A 17,451-nucleotide genomic window follows, 5' to 3' on the forward strand; every position below is an offset into this window, starting at 1 on the left:
CTGTCGTCGGCCGCCGGGTGTGGTTATAATCGACCACTTTATGAGCAAGAAGCGCGTTATGCAGCTGGTTCGAGGCCTTCACAACCTGCGCCCCCGGCATCGGGGCTGCGTCGCCACCATTGGCAACTTTGACGGTGTTCACCGTGGCCACCAGGCTATCCTGGCCCGGCTGCGCGAGCGTGCGCTGGAGTTGGGCGTGCCCAGCTGCGTGGTGATTTTCGAGCCGCAGCCGCGCGAGTTCTTTGCCCCGGACACCGCGCCTGCGCGTCTGGCACGCCTGCGCGACAAGCTGAAGCTGCTGGCCGCCGAGGGCGTCGACCGGGTCCTGTGCCTGGCGTTCAACCAGCGCCTGAGCAAGCTTAGCGCCACCGAGTTCGTCGATACCATCCTGGTGGACGGCCTGGGCGTGCAGCATCTGGAAGTCGGCGACGACTTCCGCTTCGGCTGTGATCGCGTCGGCGATTTCGAGTTCCTGCAACAGGCCGGCCGTGCCCGCGGTTTTACCGTCGAGGCCGCGCAGACCGTTGAACTCGATGGCCTGCGAGTCAGCAGCACCCAGGTGCGTAATGCCCTGGCGGCGGCGGACTTCGCCCTGGCCGAGCGTTTGCTCGGCCGCCCGTTCCGTATCGCCGGACGGGTGTTGCATGGGCAGAAACTGGCGCGCCAACTGGGCACGCCGACTGCCAACGTGCAGCTCAAGCGCCGTCGCGTGCCGTTGACCGGGGTCTACCTGGTCAGCATCGAGCTCGACGGCCAGGCGTGGCCGGGTGTCGCCAATATCGGCGTGCGGCCAACGGTTTCAGGTGATGGCAGCGCTCACCTGGAAGTGCACCTGCTGGATTTTGCCGGTGATCTGTATGACCGGCGTTTGACGGTGGTCTTCCACCACAAGCTGCGCGATGAGCAGCGATTTGCCTCCCTGGAGGCGCTCAAGACGGCGATCAATGCGGACGTCGCCGCCGCCCGTGCCCACTGGCAGGGTCAACCGCTTAAAAAGAGCCTGAAATGACCGACTACAAAGCCACGCTTAACCTCCCGGACACCGCCTTCCCGATGAAGGCCGGCCTGCCACAGCGCGAACCGCAGATTCTGCAGCGCTGGGACAGCATTGGCCTGTACGGGAAGTTGCGCGAGATTGGCAAGGATCGTCCGAAGTTCATTCTTCACGACGGTCCTCCGTATGCCAACGGCACGATTCACATCGGTCATGCGCTGAACAAGATTCTCAAGGACATGATCATCCGTTCCAAGACCCTGGCCGGCTTCGATGCCCCTTATGTGCCGGGTTGGGACTGCCATGGCCTGCCGATTGAACACAAGGTCGAAGTGACCCACGGCAAGAACCTGAGCGCGGACAAGACCCGCGAACTGTGCCGCGCCTACGCCACCGAGCAGATCGAAGGGCAGAAGTCCGAGTTCATCCGCCTGGGCGTGCTGGGCGACTTCGCCAACCCCTACAAGACCATGGACTTCAAGAACGAGGCCGGTGAAATCCGCGCCCTGGCCGAAATCGTCAAGGGCGGCTTCGTGTTCAAGGGCCTCAAGCCGGTGAACTGGTGCTTCGATTGCGCTTCGGCCCTGGCCGAAGCCGAGGTCGAATACCAGGACAAGAAGTCCCCGACCATCGACGTTGGTTTCCCTATAGCCGACCAGGACAAGCTGGCCGCCGCCTTCGGCCTGCCGGCGCTGGCCAAGCCGGCGCAGATCGTGATCTGGACCACCACCCCGTGGACCATCCCGGCCAACCAGGCGCTGAACGTTCACCCCGAATTCAACTACGCCCTGGTGGATGTCGGCGACCGGTTGCTGGTGCTGGCCGAAGAGCTGGTGGAGGCGTGCCTGGCGCGCTACAAGCTGGAAGGCTCGGTGCTCGCGATTGCCAAGGGCCAGGCCCTGGAACTGATCAACTTCCGTCACCCGTTCTATGACCGCCTGTCGCCGGTGTACCTGGCCGACTACGTCGAACTGGGCGCCGGTACCGGCATCGTGCATTGCTCCCCGGCCTACGGCGAGGACGACTTCAAGATCTGCAAGCAGTACGGGCTGGTCAACGATGACATCCTCAATCCGGTGCAGAGCAACGGCGTGTATGCCGAGTCCCTGGGGTTCTTCGGCGGCCAGTTCATCTTCAAGGCCAACCCGGCCATCGTCGACAAGCTGGCCGAAGTCGGCTCCCTGCTGCACACCGAAACCATCAGCCACAGCTACATGCACTGCTGGCGCCACAAGACCCCGCTGATCTACCGCGCCACCGCGCAGTGGTTCATCGGCATGGACAAGGCCCCGGTGGCCGGCGACACCCTGCGTGAGCGCGCGCTCAGTGCCATCGAGCACACCCAGTTCATTCCGGCCTGGGGCCAGGCACGCCTGCACTCGATGATCGCCAACCGTCCGGACTGGTGCATCTCCCGCCAGCGCAACTGGGGCGTGCCGATCCCGTTCTTCCTCAACAAGGAAAGCGGCGAGCTGCACCCACGCACTGTCGAGCTGATGGAAATCGTTGCCCAGCGCGTCGAAGTCGAAGGTATCGAGGCCTGGTTCAAGATGGACGCCGCCGAGCTGCTGGGCGACGAAGCGCCGCTGTACGACAAGATCAGCGACACCCTCGACGTCTGGTTCGACTCCGGGACCACCCACTGGCACGTACTGCGCGGTTCGCACCCGGTCGGCCACGAGAGCGGTCCGCGCGCCGACCTGTACCTGGAAGGTTCGGACCAGCATCGCGGCTGGTTCCATTCCTCCCTGCTGACCGGTTGCGCCATCGACGACCACGCGCCGTACCGCGAACTGCTGACCCACGGCTTCACCGTCGACGAGGCCGGTCGCAAGATGTCCAAGTCCCTGGGCAACGTGATCGCGCCGCAGAAAGTCAACGACACCCTGGGCGCCGACATCATGCGCCTGTGGGTAGCCTCGACCGACTACTCGGGCGAGATGGCGGTGTCCGACCAGATCCTGCAACGCAGCGCCGACGCCTACCGGCGGATCCGCAACACCGCGCGTTTCCTGCTCTCCAACCTGAGCGGCTTCAACCCGGCCAGCGACCTGCTGCCGGCCGAGGAGATGCTCGCCCTGGACCGCTGGGCCGTGGATCGCGCGCTGCTGCTGCAACGCGAGCTGGAACTGCATTACGCTGAATACCGTTTCTGGAACGTCTACTCCAAGGTGCACAACTTCTGCGTGCAGGAGCTGGGCGGTTTCTACCTCGACATCATCAAGGACCGCCAGTACACCACCGGCGCCGACAGCAAGGCCCGGCGTTCCTGCCAGACCGCGCTGTTCCACATCAGCGAAGCGCTGGTGCGCTGGATCGCGCCGATCCTGGCCTTCACCGCCGACGAGCTGTGGCAGTACCTGCCGGGCGAGCGCAACGAATCGGTGATGCTCAACACCTGGTATGAAGGTCTCAGCGAGCTGCCGGAAGGCTTCGAGCTGGATCGTGACTACTGGGAGCGGATCATGGCGGTCAAGGTCGCGGTCAACAAGGAGATGGAGAACCTGCGGGCGGCCAAGGCCATCGGCGGCAACCTGCAGGCCGAAGTGACCCTGTTCGCCGAGGAGGCGCTGGTTGCCGACCTGGGCAAGCTGAGCAACGAACTGCGTTTCGTGTTGATCACTTCCACCGCGACCGTTGCGCCGTTGGCGCTGGCCCCGGCGGATGCGGTGGTCACCGAAGTGGCCGGCCTGAAGCTCAAGGTGGTCAAGTCCGCCCATGCCAAGTGCGGCCGTTGCTGGCATCACCGCGAGGACGTCGGGGTCAACCCGGAGCATCCGGAAATCTGCGGTCGTTGCGTGGACAACATCAGCGGCGAAGGCGAGGTGCGTCACTATGCCTAACACCAGTGCCGGCCGTTTCGGCCGCCTGGGCTGGTTGTGGTTGAGCGTGTTGGTCCTGGTCATCGACCAGGCCAGCAAGTTCCACTTCGCCAGTTCGTTGAACCTGTACCAACAGATCGTGGTCATCCCCGATTACTTCAGCTGGACCCTGGCCTACAACACCGGCGCGGCGTTCAGCTTCCTGGCGGAAAGCTCCGGCTGGCAGCGTTGGTTGTTCGCGCTGATCGCCGTCGTGGTCAGTGCCGTGCTGGTGGTCTGGCTCAAGCGCCTGGGACGCAACGAAACCTGGCTGGCGATTGCGCTGACGCTGGTGCTCGGCGGTGCCCTGGGTAATCTGTATGACCGTATGGCCCTGGGCCATGTGATCGACTTCGTCCTGGTGCACTGGCAGAACCGCTGGTACTTCCCGGCGTTCAACTTTGCCGACAGCGCCATCAGCGTGGGCGCGGTGATGCTGGCGCTGGATATGTTCAAGAGCAAAAAGTCCGGAGAACCCGTTCATGACTGAACACGCAGTGGCTGAGCAACGCATCGGTCAGAACACCCAGGTCACCTTGCACTTCGCCTTGCACCTGGAAAACGGCGATACCGTCGACAGCACCTTCGACAAGGCGCCGGCGACCTTCAAGGTCGGCGACGGCAACCTGCTGCCGGGCTTCGAGGCGGCGCTGTTCGGCTTCAAGGCCGGTGACAAGCGCCACCTGACCGTGGCCCCGGAAAATGCTTTCGGCCAGCCGAACCCGCAGAATGTGCAGGTTATGCCGCGTTCGCAGTTCCAGGACATGGAGCTGTCGGAAGGCTTGCTGGTGATCTTCAACGATGCGGCCAATACCGAGCTGCCCGGTGTGGTGAAGGCGTTCGACGACACCCAGGTGACCGTCGACTTCAACCACCCGTTGGCGGGCAAGACCCTGACCTTCGATGTCGAGATCATCGAGGTCAAGGCGCTTTAAGAGCATCGCGAGCAAGCTTGCTCCTACAGGGTTGGCTTGCTGGCGGTCCAACGATTCAATCCTTGCGCGCAAGACACGAGGCACAGCATGCACATCAAACTCGCCAACCCCCGTGGCTTCTGCGCCGGCGTGGACCGGGCGATCGAAATCGTCAACCGGGCCCTGGAAGTCTTCGGCCCGCCGATCTACGTGCGCCATGAAGTGGTCCACAACAAATTCGTCGTCGAAGACCTGCGCGCCCGTGGCGCCATCTTCGTCGAAGAGCTGGACCAGGTACCGGATGACGTGATCGTGATCTTCAGTGCCCACGGCGTTTCCCAGGCCGTGCGCACGGAAGCTTCGGGGCGTGGCCTGAAAGTGTTCGACGCCACCTGCCCGCTGGTGACCAAGGTGCACATCGAAGTGGCGCGCTACAGCCGCGACGGTCGCGAATGCATCCTGATCGGCCACGCCGGCCACCCGGAAGTCGAAGGCACCATGGGCCAGTACGACGACAGCAACGGCGGTGCGATCTATCTGGTGGAGGACGAGAAGGACGTCGCCGCCTTGCAGGTGCGCAACCCGGAAAAACTGGCGTTCGTGACCCAGACCACCCTGTCCATGGACGACACCAGCCGCGTCATCGATGCCCTGCGGGCGCGCTTCCCGGCCATCGGCGGACCGCGCAAGGACGACATCTGCTACGCCACGCAGAACCGCCAGGACGCGGTCAAGCAACTGGCGGACGAGTGCGATGTGGTGTTGGTGGTGGGCAGCCCGAACAGCTCCAACTCCAACCGCCTGCGCGAGCTGGCCGAGCGCATGTCGACACCGGCCTACCTGATCGACGGCGCTGAAGACCTGCAGCGCAGCTGGTTCGACGGGGTCGAGCAGATCGGCATCACCGCCGGCGCCTCGGCTCCGGAAGTGCTGGTGCGTGGCGTGATCCAGCAGCTCCAGGCCTGGGGTGCGACCGGCGCCGATGAACTGGCCGGTCGCGAGGAGAACGTCACCTTCTCCATGCCCAAGGAATTACGCGTTCGCTCCCTGCTGTAAACCTGCGGAGGCGCACAGCGCCTCTGGCATTTCCCGCCTTTCGAGCCTGATCCGTCCCGTTGCAGCCAGTATCACCTGATAGTGGCTGACGGGGCGGTCCGTGGCGCAGATATGCAGGGTCCCTCCCATCGATGCGCCGTTCTGCGGGTTGATCGAGCCGATGGCGGTAAAGCGGACAAACTGCTGGATCAATCGGTTGCCTTTGATCGGGGTCTGTCCATGGCTGCGTCGTTCAACCAGCACCGGGTTGTCCGGGTCCAGGTGACCTTGTCCGCTGCGGTCGACGATGATCCGCCAGCCGCGATTCCAATCTTCTTCCAGGGCATGCATGACGACATCCTGCTGGCGTAGAACCGCCTCGGTTCTCGCCAGTTGCAGGCCGTTTGCTAGCTCGTTGGCGCTCACCTGGCGACGCTGCGAGGCGATCAGTTCACTGAAGGCCGGGCTGGCGAATCGGGCAAGAATGCCGATGACGGCGAGGCCAATCAGCAACTGAACAAGGCTGAATCCTTTCTGATCCATCTGGGCTCCCTCCTGGAGACTGGGTGTTTCGGCGCGTTCCGGGCGCCGGTCCTGAGAAAACAACCGTCCATCCTGGTGAGGAATGTCTTGGGTTGCACCGCTAGTTATAGTCGATGGCATCCACGGTTTTAATGGTTGGGTCTTGTTGGCTGGGAGTTGCTGATGCGGTGGGCGAGGAGTGGGAAGCAGTCAGGGATGACGCTGGTAGAGGTGCTGATCTCGGTGTTGATCCTTGCCGTCGGCGTGCTGGGGGCGGCGGCGATTCAGCTCAATGCGCTGATCTACACGGACAGCTCGAAGATGAGAACCCAGGCCAGTTTCATTGCCTACGACATGATGGACCGTATCCGCGCCAACCCGGATGCGGACTATTCCCTGGCCGGCGTGGGGAGTGTCACCGCCACGGCCGGTTCGACAGTGGCGCGGGATGCCGATTTCCATGACTTCAAGACCAGCATCGGTAACTTCGCCGGAGCTTCCGGGACGGGGAGGATTGAGGTGAGCGGGAGGGCGGTCACCATCACCATCGGCTGGAGTGACCAACGGGCTGACAACATGACCGACGCCGCTACGCCGAATCTCACTTTCGTGCTCAATAGCCGCGTTGCAGTCGATCCGGTAGTCGCACCATGAGCCGTCGTTACAGAGGTTTCGGCCTGATCGAGTTGATGATTGCCATCACCCTGGGGCTGATCGTCGTATTGGGCATTACCCAGATCTTCGTCGCGGCCAAGGCTACCTATCTCAGCCAGGACAGGGCCGCTGGTATGCAGGAGGACGCGCGTTTCATCCTCAGCAAGATGGTGCAGGAGATCCGGATGGTCGGCATGTTCGGCTGCCTGACCACCAGCGCCATCGATACCTCGGCGGCGGCGAATTTCGCCGCCATCGCCATCACGCCGATCACCTGGAACAGCGTCAGCAATACCCTGACGCTGGTGACCGCCGATATCGGTGGCAATGGCGGGAAGCCGACCTGGACGATCCTCTCCGATTGCCGCAATACGGCGACGGCTGTCCGGGATGCGGGCGTGCCGGCCGCCGGGCAAGTGGCCTTTCCCTTGCGCCAGCAGATCTATGCCTTCAGGAATAACCGGATTACCGTCACCAGCGGGAAAGGCCCGGCGGCCGGGCTGGTGAGCAATGTCAGAACCTTCCACGTCTCCTTCGGCGTTGCGAGATCGGCGACCGATATCGCGGTCAGTTCCTACAGCAGCCATCCGACGGACCCGGCAACCATCCGTAGCGTGCGCCTGCAAATGACCCTGTACGACCCGAGCGGCCAGGTCGCCGATCAGCAGTACAGCGTGGTCGCTGCCCTGCGCAATCGGCTCTTGTAGGTGGACTTTGTATGCGGTTCTTGCCTCGAAGCGATACAGGTTTCAGCACTACAGATTTCAGAACTACGGGTTTCGGGTTCGGCTCGCAGCGCGGCATGACGTTGCTGGTCAGCCTGGTGTTCCTGCTGCTGCTGACCCTGATCGGTATTTCCTCCATGCAGAATGCGACCTTGCAGGAAAAGATGGCCGGCAGTCTCACCTGGCGCAATACCTCGTTCCAGGCTGCCGAGGCGGCGCTACGCATCGGTGAAAGCACGGTGCAGCGAGCGACCTACGACCTGACGATATGTACGACCAATGTCACCTGTGCGCCGCCGGTGGAATCCGCCACCCTGTCGGCCGCCGGGACGAACGCGGTCTCGGGTGTGAACTGGATTGCCACCGGCAACGGTTTCTACGGTGTACAGAACCTGGGTGTCACGGTGTTGGCGGCCAACCTGCCAATCGGCACTTCGGCAACCTTGTACCGGGTGACAGCTGTGGCCATCACCGGCAGTTCGCGATCCATTGTGGAGAGTATCCAGGCCAATGCCGGGAATCCCGGTGAGGCCGGTGGGGGCAGTCGGCGGATCATGTGGCGGCAAATTCAATAGGGACGGCGGCGTATGCAAGCAATCTCCAGAGGCTTTACCTTGATTGAACTCATGATTGTCGTGGCCATTGTCGGTATCCTGACGGCGGTGGCTTATCCCGCCTACACCGACTATGTGAAGCGTACGCACCGCTCGGAAATCGCCGGGTTGCTGTCCGAACAGACCCAGAACCTCGAGCGGTTCTACTCGAAGAACGGTTCCTACTCGGGGACGGCGCCCACTGTACCGACGGTCAGTGCCGGCAATGCCCATTACACGATTACCGCGACCTTGAATGCCCAGGATTTCAATCTGTTGGCGACTGCGGCGGCCGGGTCGATGATGGTCGGTGACCGGTGCGGTGGTTTCAACATCACCCAGACCGGCCAGCGTACCAATCCAGGGGCTGCCGCGGGTTTGACCAGCAAGGATTGCTGGGGCCGCTGAGCAGTGCTTTCCAGGGCGCAGTCCGCGCCGGTTTCTTTTTCTGTTGGATGATGCGATGGCAAGGCAACAACATGTGGTAATCGTCGGTGGCGGCGTGATTGGCCTGCTGACCGCATTCAATCTGGCCGCCGAGGTCGAACAGGTGACGTTGCTGGACCGCTCCGGCCTGGGCCAGGAGTCCTCCTGGGCCGGTGGCGGTATCGTTTCGCCGCTGTACCCGTGGCGCTACAGTGCGGCCGTCACGGCCCTGGCGCATTGGTCCCAGGACTTCTATCCGCAACTGGGCGAACATCTGTTCGCCGCCACCGGTGTCGATCCCGAGGTCCATACCACCGGCCTGTACTGGCTCGACCTGGACGACGAAACCGAGGCCCTGGCCTGGGCCGCGCGCGAACAGCGTCCCTTGAGCGCGGTGGATATCTCGGCGGTTCATGAGGCGGTGCCGGTGCTGGGCGATGGCTATTCCCGGGCCATCTACATGGCCAATGTCGCCAATGTGCGCAATCCGCGCCTGGTGAAGTCCCTCAAGGCGGCCTTGCAGGCGTTGCCCAATGTGACGATTCGCGAGCAGTGCGAAGTGGCCGGGTTTCTCCGTGAAGGGGAGCGCGTGGTGGGCGTGCGCACGGCCGCCGGGGAACTGCGTGCCGATCAGGTCGTGCTGTCGGCGGGGGCCTGGAGCGGGGAGTTGTTGGGCGGCCTGGGACTGGCGCTGCCGGTGGAACCGGTCAAGGGCCAGATGATTCTCTACAAGTGCGCCGCGGATTTTCTTCCCTGCATGGTCCTGGCGAAAGGCCGTTATGCGATTCCACGGCGTGACGGGCATATCCTGGTGGGCAGTACCCTGGAGCACGAAGGGTTCGACAAGACGCCGACGCCGTCGGCGCTGGAAAGCCTCAAGGCTTCGGCGGTCGAGTTGATTCCGGCGTTGGCGGATGCCGAAGTGGTCGGACATTGGGCGGGATTACGCCCGGGTTCGCCCGAGGGCGTTCCCTATATCGGTCGGGTGCCGGGGTTCGAGGGGCTGTGGCTGAACTGCGGGCATTATCGCAATGGGCTGGTGCTGGCACCGGCCTCCTGCCAGTTGTTTGCCGATCTGTTGCTGGGCCGTGAGCCGATCATCGATCCGGCGCCTTATGCGCCCGAGGGCCGGATCTGATGGGCGCTCAATCCAGCCCGAGCTTCTTGAGCCGATAGCGCATCGAACGAAACGACAGGTTCAACCGCTGGGCCGCCGCCGTGCGGTTCCAGCGGGTTTCCTCCAGTGCCTGGAGAATGAGTTTGCGCTCGATGCTCTCCAGGTAATCTTCCAGGTTGTCGATCTGCGCCAGGCTCGGTTCCCCGACAGGCGCGCAGCTCCCACCACCTTCGGCCAGGCGCAGGTCGCCGGCTTCGATCTGTTCGTTTTCACACAGGGTGTACGCCCGTTCGAGCATGTTCTCCAATTCCCGGACGTTACCGGGGAAGCGGTAGCCCTTGAGCGTATCCAGCGCCTGCGGATGAAGCCGCGCCGCCGGTAGGCCGCTGCCGGAGGCCAGTCGTTCGAGAACGTGGGTGGCCAGGGGTTCGATATCGTCGCGGCGCTCGCGCAACGATGGCACCCGCAGCTCGATGACGTTCAGGCGATAGTAGAGGTCCTGGCGAAAACGCCCGGCACCGACTTCGGCGTTCAGATCCTTGTGGGTGGCGCAGAGGATGCGCACATCGACGATTTCCTCCTGCTGCCCGCCGACACTGCGCACGGCCTTTTCCTGAATGGCGCGCAACAGCTTGACTTGCATCGCCAGCGGCAGGTCGGCGACTTCATCGAGAAACAAGGTGCCGCCATTGGCCGCCTGGAACAACCCCGGCTTGTCTTCCACCGCGCCGGTAAAGCTGCCTTTGCGATGGCCGAAGAACTCGCTTTCCATCAGTTCGGCCGGAATGGCTCCGCAGTTCACCGGTACGAACGGCCGCTCGGCGCGCGGCCCCTGCTCATGGATCAGCCGTGCCACCAGTTCCTTGCCGCTGCCCGATTCGCCGCTGATGTACACCGGCGCCTGGCTGCGGGCCAGTTTGTCGATCTGTTTGCGTAGGGCGCGCATGGGCAGTGAGTCACCCAGCAGCCGGCTGTCGATGGAGGGCTGCTTGCTACCGCTGGTCGGCAAGCGCAAGGCGCTGCTCACCAGTTCGCGCAGGCGCGCCAGGTCCACCGGTTTGGTCAGGAAGTCGAAGGCCCCGGATTTCAGGGCGTTGATGGCGGTGTCGAGGCTGCCATAGGCGGTGATCATCGCCACGGGCACCTGGGGATGGCGTTGCTGGATATGCTGCACCAGCTCAAGCCCGGTACCGTCCGGCAGGCGCATGTCGGTCAGGCACAGGTCGAAACTTTCCTGGGCCAGCTTTTCCCGGGCCTGCGCCACGTTGCGGGCACTGCTGGTGTCGAGTTTCATCCGGCCCAGGGTGATTTCCAGGAGTTCGCGGATATCCGGCTCATCGTCGACGATCAGGATCTTTTGCCGTGGGCTCATGTTCAACTCAGTTTACGTGCGTGTGCGAAGGTGATGCGAAAGCAACTGCCGCCTTGGCGTACCGAGTAGTCTAGGCGGGCCTGGTTGCTTTCGCATAGCTCGCGGGACAGGTACAGGCCCAGGCCCGTGCCCTTGCTCTCGGTGGTGAAGAAGGGTTCGAACAGGTGCTGGCGCTGTTCGGGGGCGACGCCGGGGCCGTCATCGAGGACTTCCAGGGTCGGCAAGCCGTTGTTCGGGTCCTCCGACAAGGTCAGCCAGACTTGCGCCAACTCATGCAACTGGGCGCTGTAGCGCAGACCGTTTTCCAACAGGTTGTTCAGCACCTGGGCCAGTTGCAGCGGATCGGCGCGGGTCTGCAGGGACTTGTCATCGATCTGCAGGTGCAGGCACTGGTTGGGCCGGGCGTGCTCGCGCCACTCGCCGACAAACGCCTGTAGCCATTCGTTGAGGTCGAGCAATTGCGGTTGCGTCGGGCGTCGCCGGGACAGCTGGAGCACGTTCTCGATCACCAGGTTCAGCCGCTTGGACTGGTCCTGGATGATCTGCGTGAGACGTCGGTCCGCCTCCGGCATCAGCTCCGACTCCTGCAGCAACTGGGCTGCGTGACTGATGGCACCCAGCGGGTTGCGGATTTCATGGGCGATACCGGCGGTCAGACGGCCCAGGGCGGCGAGCTTGAGCTGCTGGGCCTGCTGGGCGATCTGCGAGAGGTCCTCGAGGAAGACCAGGATCTGGTAGTGCTCGCCGCGTTTCAGTGCGATGAAACTGGGTTGCAGGACGGGACCCGCGCCGAGGATCTTCAGGCTTTTCGGACGAAGGGTCGGGTTGCTTTGCCACGCGTGCAGGCGCTCGACCAGTTCCAGGGAGAAGGCGTCGATCACCCGACCATTGAGGTCCTGCTCACCCAGCAGCCTCAGTGCCCCCTGATTGGCGAGCTGCACCCGGCGTTGCTCGTCGAGCACCAGGATGCCGGTACGCATGCGTTGCAGGATCAGGGCGTTGAGTTCTTCCAGGTTGGTGACGTCGCTGGCACGTTGTTCGGCGAGGTTTTCGCTCACCGCCAGCAGCCGGGTCAGGCCCTGTACCAGCACGGCGGCGGCGAAGCAGAGGACGCCGAGCAGGCCGGCCTGCACGTAATAGTTGGCGGCGGCCGGGCGGCTGAAACTCAGGTAGAAGGTCAGGTAGATGATGCCGATGGCCGAGACGGCGGCGATCAGCAGGCCGATACGACCGCGCAGCAGCACGTTGCTGATGGCCACGGAGGCGATCAACAGGTTGCCGATGCCGCTCGGCGGACCGCCGGCGGCATAGAACAGGCCGGACAACATCAGCGCATCCGCCAGCGCCAGGATGAAGACCTGGCCCTGGTGCCGGGGATTTCCCAGCAGGACCACCACCAGGATATTCAGGATCAGGTAGATCCAGCTGCCGGTGCGAAACAGTTCGCCGTTGGTCAGCTCCAGCAGCTTGTCGTCCATGTTGCTGGAGATCAGCAGCACCAGGGCGATGCCGATGCTCAGGCGATAGAGGTGATAGAGCCGCAGCAGGCGCTGGGCCTGGGAACCGCCGAGACTGAAGGTCTCAGCGCTCACGAGAGCCCGGGCCTTGCTCGAGGTGGGCCTGGCTGCAGTACCAGTCCTGTTGCAGGTTCAGGGCGCGGTCGCGGGGCAGGTGGACGCCGCAATGGGCGCAGCGGACCATCGGTGTGGCATCCAGGGCGTCGGCCGGGCGGGCGGGCGGGGTGGGGCGATTGAATTTGCGCCAGAACCATACGGCGGCCGCAATCAGCGCAATCCAGAACAGTAGACGAACCATGGCAACCCGCTTATTGGCAAATGATCCGGCAGTTTAGCCAAGGACATGCCGGGCGCACAGTGCCTTTGCCGGGACACGGAACGCTGGCGAAAAAAAAGAGCCTCGAAAGGCTAATGCCAGTCAGTTAAGCTGACTGGCATTTTTATTTTTGATCGGATACTTCGGGGATTTCAGCCTGATAGCTCGCGGATAAACCCGCTCTTCCCGGCGATGCGGCAGTACATAGTGCGGGGCCGAGGCATGCAATTCGGCGAGGTATTTGGGGATGTTCCCTGAGCGATCCGCAGAAACGCCATTGATAAAACCCAGGATCGCCCAAGTACACGCGGTGAAGCTTAGCTCGCACGGATGGATGCCCGGACAATGGCGGCTCATTTCCACCATCTGATAACGCAACAGGTTGTAGCCCAGCAACACGCCCCACAACTCTTGCTCGATCATCTCGGGCGTCTTGCTACGCAACGTGTAGCTGCTGTTGAGCAGTGTCTGTTTCATTTCCCTGAATCCTAATTCGATTTCCCAGCGATGGCTGTATAGGTCGACGATTTCATCGGATGGGAAACGCAGCGGATCGACCATCGACGTCAAAATCTGACAGACCTTGCCCTTTACGGTCTTGCTTAGGAGCCTTGCGGTTAGGCGCTCTGGCAAGCCTGGCCACTGCTTGCGGGCCTGCGGCGAAGTGCTGAGCGAGACCACCGCATCCTGACGCCCCAAGCGCTGAATCACTTCGTACTGCGCACCTTTACGCAGCGGCATCAGCCAATGCCGCTCAGTGCCGACCTGCTGCCATTGGTGCAGCAACCCCAAGGAGTAGAAACCGCGATCAAACAGCGTCAGCGAGTGATCTGGCGTGGTGTCGATCAGTTGCTCTGCCAGTTTCATTTCGTTACTGCGATAGCCATCAAAAGCACTGCCGATCAGCAAATGGCTGGTCAACTCCATTTGGCAAACCATGCGCACCTGAGGAAAACCGGTATCGCCATGCTGGTTGCTGGCGGAGTCGTAACGCGCACGGTTTTCGGGTGTATCGGGCGTTCGCCAGACGACACCGTCGACCCCCAGTAAACGCAATCCGGCCCAGGTCGGATGGCCGGCCGCTTCATGCCAGCTTTTCTGCGTCAGATCGAAGACTTGTCGTACGGCCTCGCTACCCAATCGTTGACGGGCCTGGACTACGGCGCTGGGTGCGACCAGTGGGCGTTGCCCGGGCAGCATGATGTTCATGCGACTGACCACATCCCACGCCGACATGCGCCGGAAGAACGCCATGGAGATGACGCACCAGAGCATCATTTCCAAGGGCAGACGCCGCTTGCGAAGGGTGGCTACGCCGGCCTGTTCCAACGCTTGCTCGACCAGAGAGGGATCAAGCAACGAGTCCAATCCCTCAATGGAATTGGGAGTCGAGACGAAGTTGTGGGTTAGTTCCAGTGCCCGAGCCAGACGCATAAAAAAATCCGATGCCTATTCAGGCATCGGATTTTGATTTCTTGCGGCCAAAGGTCAAGCGACGAGGCTTAACTGATCGGCATTAGCCTCGAAAGGCTCTTTTCTTAGGGGGCAAGACTCAGTCGAACAGACCGAAGGTCATGTAGCTGAACCAGGAACGCTTGTGCTGGTTGCCTTCGGCCGGGTGCTGTTCTTCCTGGGCGGCATCGCCTTCCGGCTTCAGGTCGGACGGAATCGAGTCCTTGGCGTCCTGGAACTGCTTGACCACGTCCTGGTTGGCGCGGGTCTCTCCCGGCGGCAGCGGCGGGCGGGATTCGATCAGGCCCAGGGTGACCTTGCTCATCCACGAACGGTTGTCCGCTTCGGCCACGCGTGGCACGAACTGACCGTCCACCAGCGACGGATGGTTCGGGTAGTTGGCTTTCAGCACTTCGAGGCTCGAAGCCGCCAGATCGTCCAGGTGCAGACGCTGGTACGACTCGACCATCACTGCCAGGCCGTCGGCGACCGCCGGGGTTTCCTGGAAGTTTTCTACCACGTAGCGGCCGCGGTTGGCGGCGGCGACATAGGCCTGGCGGGTCAGGTAGTAGTCGGCCACGTGGATCTCGTAGGCCGCCAGCAGGTTGCGCAGGTAGATCATGCGCTGCTTGGCGTCCGGCGCGTAGCGGCTGTTCGGGTAGCGGCTGGTGAGCTGGGCGAACTCGTTGTAGGAGTCGCGGGCTGCGCCCGGGTCACGCTTGGTCATGTCCAGCGGCAGGAAACGCGACAACAGGCCGACGTCTTGGTCGAACGAGGTCAGGCCCTTGAGGTAGTAGGCGTAGTCGACGTTCGGGTGCTGCGGGTGCAGGCGGATGAAGCGCTCGGCGGCCGACTTGGCAGCCGCCGGCTCGCCATTCTTGTAGTTGGCGTAGATCAGTTCGAGCTGGGCCTGGTCGGCGTAGCGCCCGAACGGGTAACGCGACTCCAGGGCCTTGAGCTTGGCGGTGGCGCTGTTATAACTGTGTTTGTCCAGGTCGGCCTGCGCCTGCTGGTACAGCTCGACTTCGCTCAAGTTTTCGTCAACGACTTCCTTCGACGAGCAAGCAGCAGTCAGTGCGAGGATGGCGATCAGCAGCAGGTGTTTCACTTGCATGGCGGCTTGCGTCCCTATGACGGCCGCTGTCTTGGGCGGGGCCGTCCTGTTATGATGAGTGCCCCGTTGAAAGCCTCGGGGCAAAAGACGCCGTATTTAACCACAAGCGCGCAGCCGAAACCAAAGGCTGTGCCGACGCCCAGTCCGAGCATGTCCGATAAAATTGAACTTCGCGCAGAGGTGCCGTCCGAACTGGGCGGTCAACGCCTCGATCAAGTCGCCGCCCAACTCTTCGCCGAGCACTCGCGCTCGCGCCTTTCCGCCTGGATCAAGGACGGCCGCCTGACCGTGGACGGTGCCGTGATCCGGCCCCGTGACATCGTGCATGGCGGTGCCGTGCTCGAACTGACCGCCGAGCAGGAGGCCCAGGGTGAATGGGTCGCCCAGGACATCGAGCTCGATATCGTCTATGAAGACGACGATATCCTGGTGATCAACAAGCCGGCGGGCCTGGTGGTCCACCCGGCGGCCGGTCACGCCGACGGCACCTTGCTCAACGCCTTGCTGCACCACGTGCCGGACATCATCAATGTGCCGCGCGCGGGCATCGTGCACCGCCTGGACAAGGACACCACCGGTCTGATGGTGGTGGCCAAGACCATCCAGGCCCAGACCCAGCTGGTCGCGCAATTGCAGAGCCGCAGTGTCAGCCGGATCTACGAATGCATCGTGATCGGCGTGGTCACCGCGGGCGGCAAGATCAATGCGCCCATCGGTCGTCACGGCCAGCAGCGCCAGCGCATGGCGGTGATGGAAGGCGGCAAGCAGGCGGTGAGCCACTATCGCGTGCTGGAGCGCTTCCGCTCCCACACCCATGTACGGGTGAAGCTGGAAACCGGTCGTACCCACCAGATTCGTGTGCACATGGCCCACATCAACTTCCCGTTGGTCGGCGATCCGGCTTACGGCGGTCGCTTCCGTATTCCGCCGGCGGCCAGCGCGACCATGGTCGATTCGCTGAAAAACTTCCCGCGCCAGGCCCTGCATGCGCGTTTCCTGGAGTTGGACCATCCGACCACCGGCAAGCGCATGAGCTGGGAATCGCCGCTGCCGGACGATTTCGTCTGGTTGCTGTCGTTGCTCAAGCAGGACCGCGAGGCGTTCGTCGGGTGAATGACTTCCTGATCCCCGACTGGCCCGCGCCGGCACGGGTCAGGGCCTGCGTGACCACGCGGGCGGGCGGCGTCAGCCTGGCGCCGTTCGACAGCCTCAACCTGGGTGATCATGTCGACGACGACCCGCTGGCCGTTACGGAAAATCGCCGGCGCCTCACCGAGACCTTCGCTGTCCGCCCGGCCTGGTTGCGCCAGGTGCACGGTGTCGAGGTGGTCGAGGCCGATCCGACGCTGACCGCTGAAGCCGACGGCAGCTGGACGAGCACACCGGGCATCGCCTGCACGTCGATGACCGCCGATTGCCTGCCGGCGTTGTTTTGCGACCGTGCCGGTACCCGCGTGGCCGCCGCCCATGCCGGTTGGCGCGGGCTGGCGGCGGGTGTGCTGGAAGCCACTGTCGACCGGCTGGATACCCCGGCCTCGGAAGTCCTCGTCTGGCTCGGCCCGGCTATCGGTCCCGGGGCGTTCGAGGTGGGGGCGGAAGTACGCGAAGCCTTTATCGCTACGCATCCTGAAACAATCGAAGCCTTCGTGCCCAGCGTCAATGCCGGGCGCTTCATGGCCGACATTTATGCCCTGGCGCGCCTGCGCCTGGCAGCCCGCGGCATCACCGCGGTCTATGGCGGCGGGTTCTGTACGGTCACCGACCCGCGCTTTTTCTCCTACCGTCGCAGCTCACGCACCGGTCGCTTTGCCTCCCTGATCTGGCTTCAAGACTAGACTC

The 17,451-nt window shown here is 63.1% G+C and carries 18 protein-coding genes; 12 read left to right on the forward strand and 6 right to left on the reverse strand.

Going from position 1 to position 17,451, the window contains the following annotated elements:
* The first annotated feature begins 58 nt into the window (after positions 1–58).
* The 5 genes from ribF to ispH all read left to right on the forward strand — a co-directional run bounded on the left by ribF (position 59) and on the right by ispH (position 5,825).
* Complete coding sequence (gene ribF / locus NUH87_RS21570) at positions 59–1,009, forward strand: bifunctional riboflavin kinase/FAD synthetase (RefSeq protein ID WP_040071081.1); 951 nt, start codon at positions 59–61, stop codon at positions 1,007–1,009.
* Positions 1,006–3,837 carry an isoleucine--tRNA ligase gene (gene ileS, locus NUH87_RS21575; protein ID WP_338522601.1) on the forward strand — a complete coding sequence of 944 codons (2,832 nt, stop codon included), beginning with the start codon at positions 1,006–1,008 and terminating at the stop codon, positions 3,835–3,837. The genes ribF and ileS overlap by 4 nt, the downstream gene beginning before the upstream one ends.
* Positions 3,830–4,345 carry a signal peptidase II gene (gene lspA / locus NUH87_RS21580; protein WP_338522602.1) on the forward strand — a complete coding sequence of 172 codons (516 nt, stop codon included), beginning with the start codon at positions 3,830–3,832 and terminating at the stop codon, positions 4,343–4,345. Before ileS ends, lspA begins: the two co-directional genes overlap by 8 nt.
* A gap of 7 nt (positions 4,346–4,352) precedes the next feature.
* A complete protein-coding gene (gene fkpB, locus NUH87_RS21585; RefSeq protein WP_338526887.1) occupies positions 4,353–4,790 on the forward strand; it encodes an FKBP-type peptidyl-prolyl cis-trans isomerase in 438 nt (145 codons plus the stop codon).
* Positions 4,791–4,877: 87 nt separating this feature from the next.
* Positions 4,878–5,825, forward strand: coding sequence for a 4-hydroxy-3-methylbut-2-enyl diphosphate reductase (ispH, locus tag NUH87_RS21590; protein WP_338522603.1), 948 nt, complete (start codon positions 4,878–4,880; stop codon positions 5,823–5,825).
* On the opposite strand, the gene NUH87_RS21595 is transcribed toward ispH, so the two are convergent.
* On the reverse strand, positions 5,802–6,347 hold the full coding sequence (locus NUH87_RS21595) for a GspH/FimT family pseudopilin (protein ID WP_338522604.1): 546 nt from the start codon (positions 6,345–6,347) through the stop codon (positions 5,802–5,804). The genes ispH and NUH87_RS21595 overlap by 24 nt on opposite strands.
* Positions 6,348–6,509: 162 nt before the next feature.
* Between NUH87_RS21595 and pilV the strand changes: the two genes are divergently transcribed.
* The 5 genes from pilV (at position 6,510) to thiO (ending at position 9,862) form a co-directional block, all read left to right on the forward strand.
* Positions 6,510–6,980: a type IV pilus modification protein PilV gene (gene pilV / locus NUH87_RS21600; protein ID WP_338522605.1), complete on the forward strand. Its 471-nt coding sequence runs from the start codon at positions 6,510–6,512 to the stop codon at positions 6,978–6,980.
* On the forward strand, positions 6,977–7,687 hold the full coding sequence (locus NUH87_RS21605) for a PilW family protein (RefSeq protein WP_338522606.1): 711 nt from the start codon (positions 6,977–6,979) through the stop codon (positions 7,685–7,687). The genes pilV and NUH87_RS21605 overlap by 4 nt, the downstream gene beginning before the upstream one ends.
* A gap of 95 nt (positions 7,688–7,782) precedes the next feature.
* Entirely contained in the window at positions 7,783–8,280 is a 498-nt protein-coding gene (locus NUH87_RS21610) for a pilus assembly PilX family protein (RefSeq protein WP_338522607.1), read from the forward strand.
* Between the two features lie 12 nt (positions 8,281–8,292).
* Positions 8,293–8,706 carry a type IV pilin protein gene (locus tag NUH87_RS21615; RefSeq protein ID WP_338522608.1) on the forward strand — a complete coding sequence of 138 codons (414 nt, stop codon included), beginning with the start codon at positions 8,293–8,295 and terminating at the stop codon, positions 8,704–8,706.
* Positions 8,707–8,761: 55 nt separating this feature from the next.
* A complete protein-coding gene (gene thiO / locus NUH87_RS21620; RefSeq protein WP_338522609.1) occupies positions 8,762–9,862 on the forward strand; it encodes a glycine oxidase ThiO in 1,101 nt (366 codons plus the stop codon).
* Positions 9,863–9,869: 7 nt separating this feature from the next.
* Here thiO and NUH87_RS21625 read toward each other — a convergent pair whose 3' ends face one another.
* The 5 genes from NUH87_RS21625 to NUH87_RS21645 all read right to left on the reverse strand — a co-directional run bounded on the left by NUH87_RS21625 (position 9,870) and on the right by NUH87_RS21645 (position 15,612).
* Entirely contained in the window at positions 9,870–11,213 is a 1,344-nt protein-coding gene (locus tag NUH87_RS21625; RefSeq protein WP_040071066.1) for a sigma-54-dependent transcriptional regulator, read from the reverse strand.
* A 2-nt stretch (positions 11,214–11,215) separates the two neighbouring features.
* Complete coding sequence (locus NUH87_RS21630; RefSeq protein WP_338522610.1) at positions 11,216–12,805, reverse strand: sensor histidine kinase; 1,590 nt, start codon at positions 12,803–12,805, stop codon at positions 11,216–11,218.
* Positions 12,795–13,028 (reverse strand): PP0621 family protein, encoded by a 234-nt coding sequence (locus tag NUH87_RS21635; RefSeq protein ID WP_338522611.1) that lies wholly within the window; start codon positions 13,026–13,028, stop codon positions 12,795–12,797. The genes NUH87_RS21630 and NUH87_RS21635 overlap by 11 nt, the downstream gene beginning before the upstream one ends.
* A gap of 120 nt (positions 13,029–13,148) precedes the next feature.
* On the reverse strand, positions 13,149–14,480 hold the full coding sequence (locus NUH87_RS21640) for an IS4 family transposase (protein ID WP_338522612.1): 1,332 nt from the start codon (positions 14,478–14,480) through the stop codon (positions 13,149–13,151).
* Positions 14,481–14,598: 118 nt separating this feature from the next.
* Positions 14,599–15,612, reverse strand: a complete 1,014-nt coding sequence (locus tag NUH87_RS21645; RefSeq protein WP_040071063.1) for an outer membrane protein assembly factor BamD — start codon at positions 15,610–15,612, stop codon at positions 14,599–14,601.
* Positions 15,613–15,762: 150 nt separating this feature from the next.
* On the opposite strand from NUH87_RS21645, the gene rluD reads away from it, so the two are divergent.
* A complete protein-coding gene (rluD, locus tag NUH87_RS21650; protein ID WP_040071060.1) occupies positions 15,763–16,725 on the forward strand; it encodes a 23S rRNA pseudouridine(1911/1915/1917) synthase RluD in 963 nt (320 codons plus the stop codon).
* Positions 16,722–17,447, forward strand: a complete 726-nt coding sequence (gene pgeF / locus NUH87_RS21655) for a peptidoglycan editing factor PgeF (RefSeq protein WP_338522613.1) — start codon at positions 16,722–16,724, stop codon at positions 17,445–17,447. Before rluD ends, pgeF begins: the two co-directional genes overlap by 4 nt.
* The last annotated feature ends 4 nt before the right edge of the window (positions 17,448–17,451 follow it).

It is taken from the genome of Pseudomonas batumici, assembly GCF_036585405.1.
GTDB classification, from domain to species: domain Bacteria; phylum Pseudomonadota; class Gammaproteobacteria; order Pseudomonadales; family Pseudomonadaceae; genus Aquipseudomonas; species Aquipseudomonas batumici.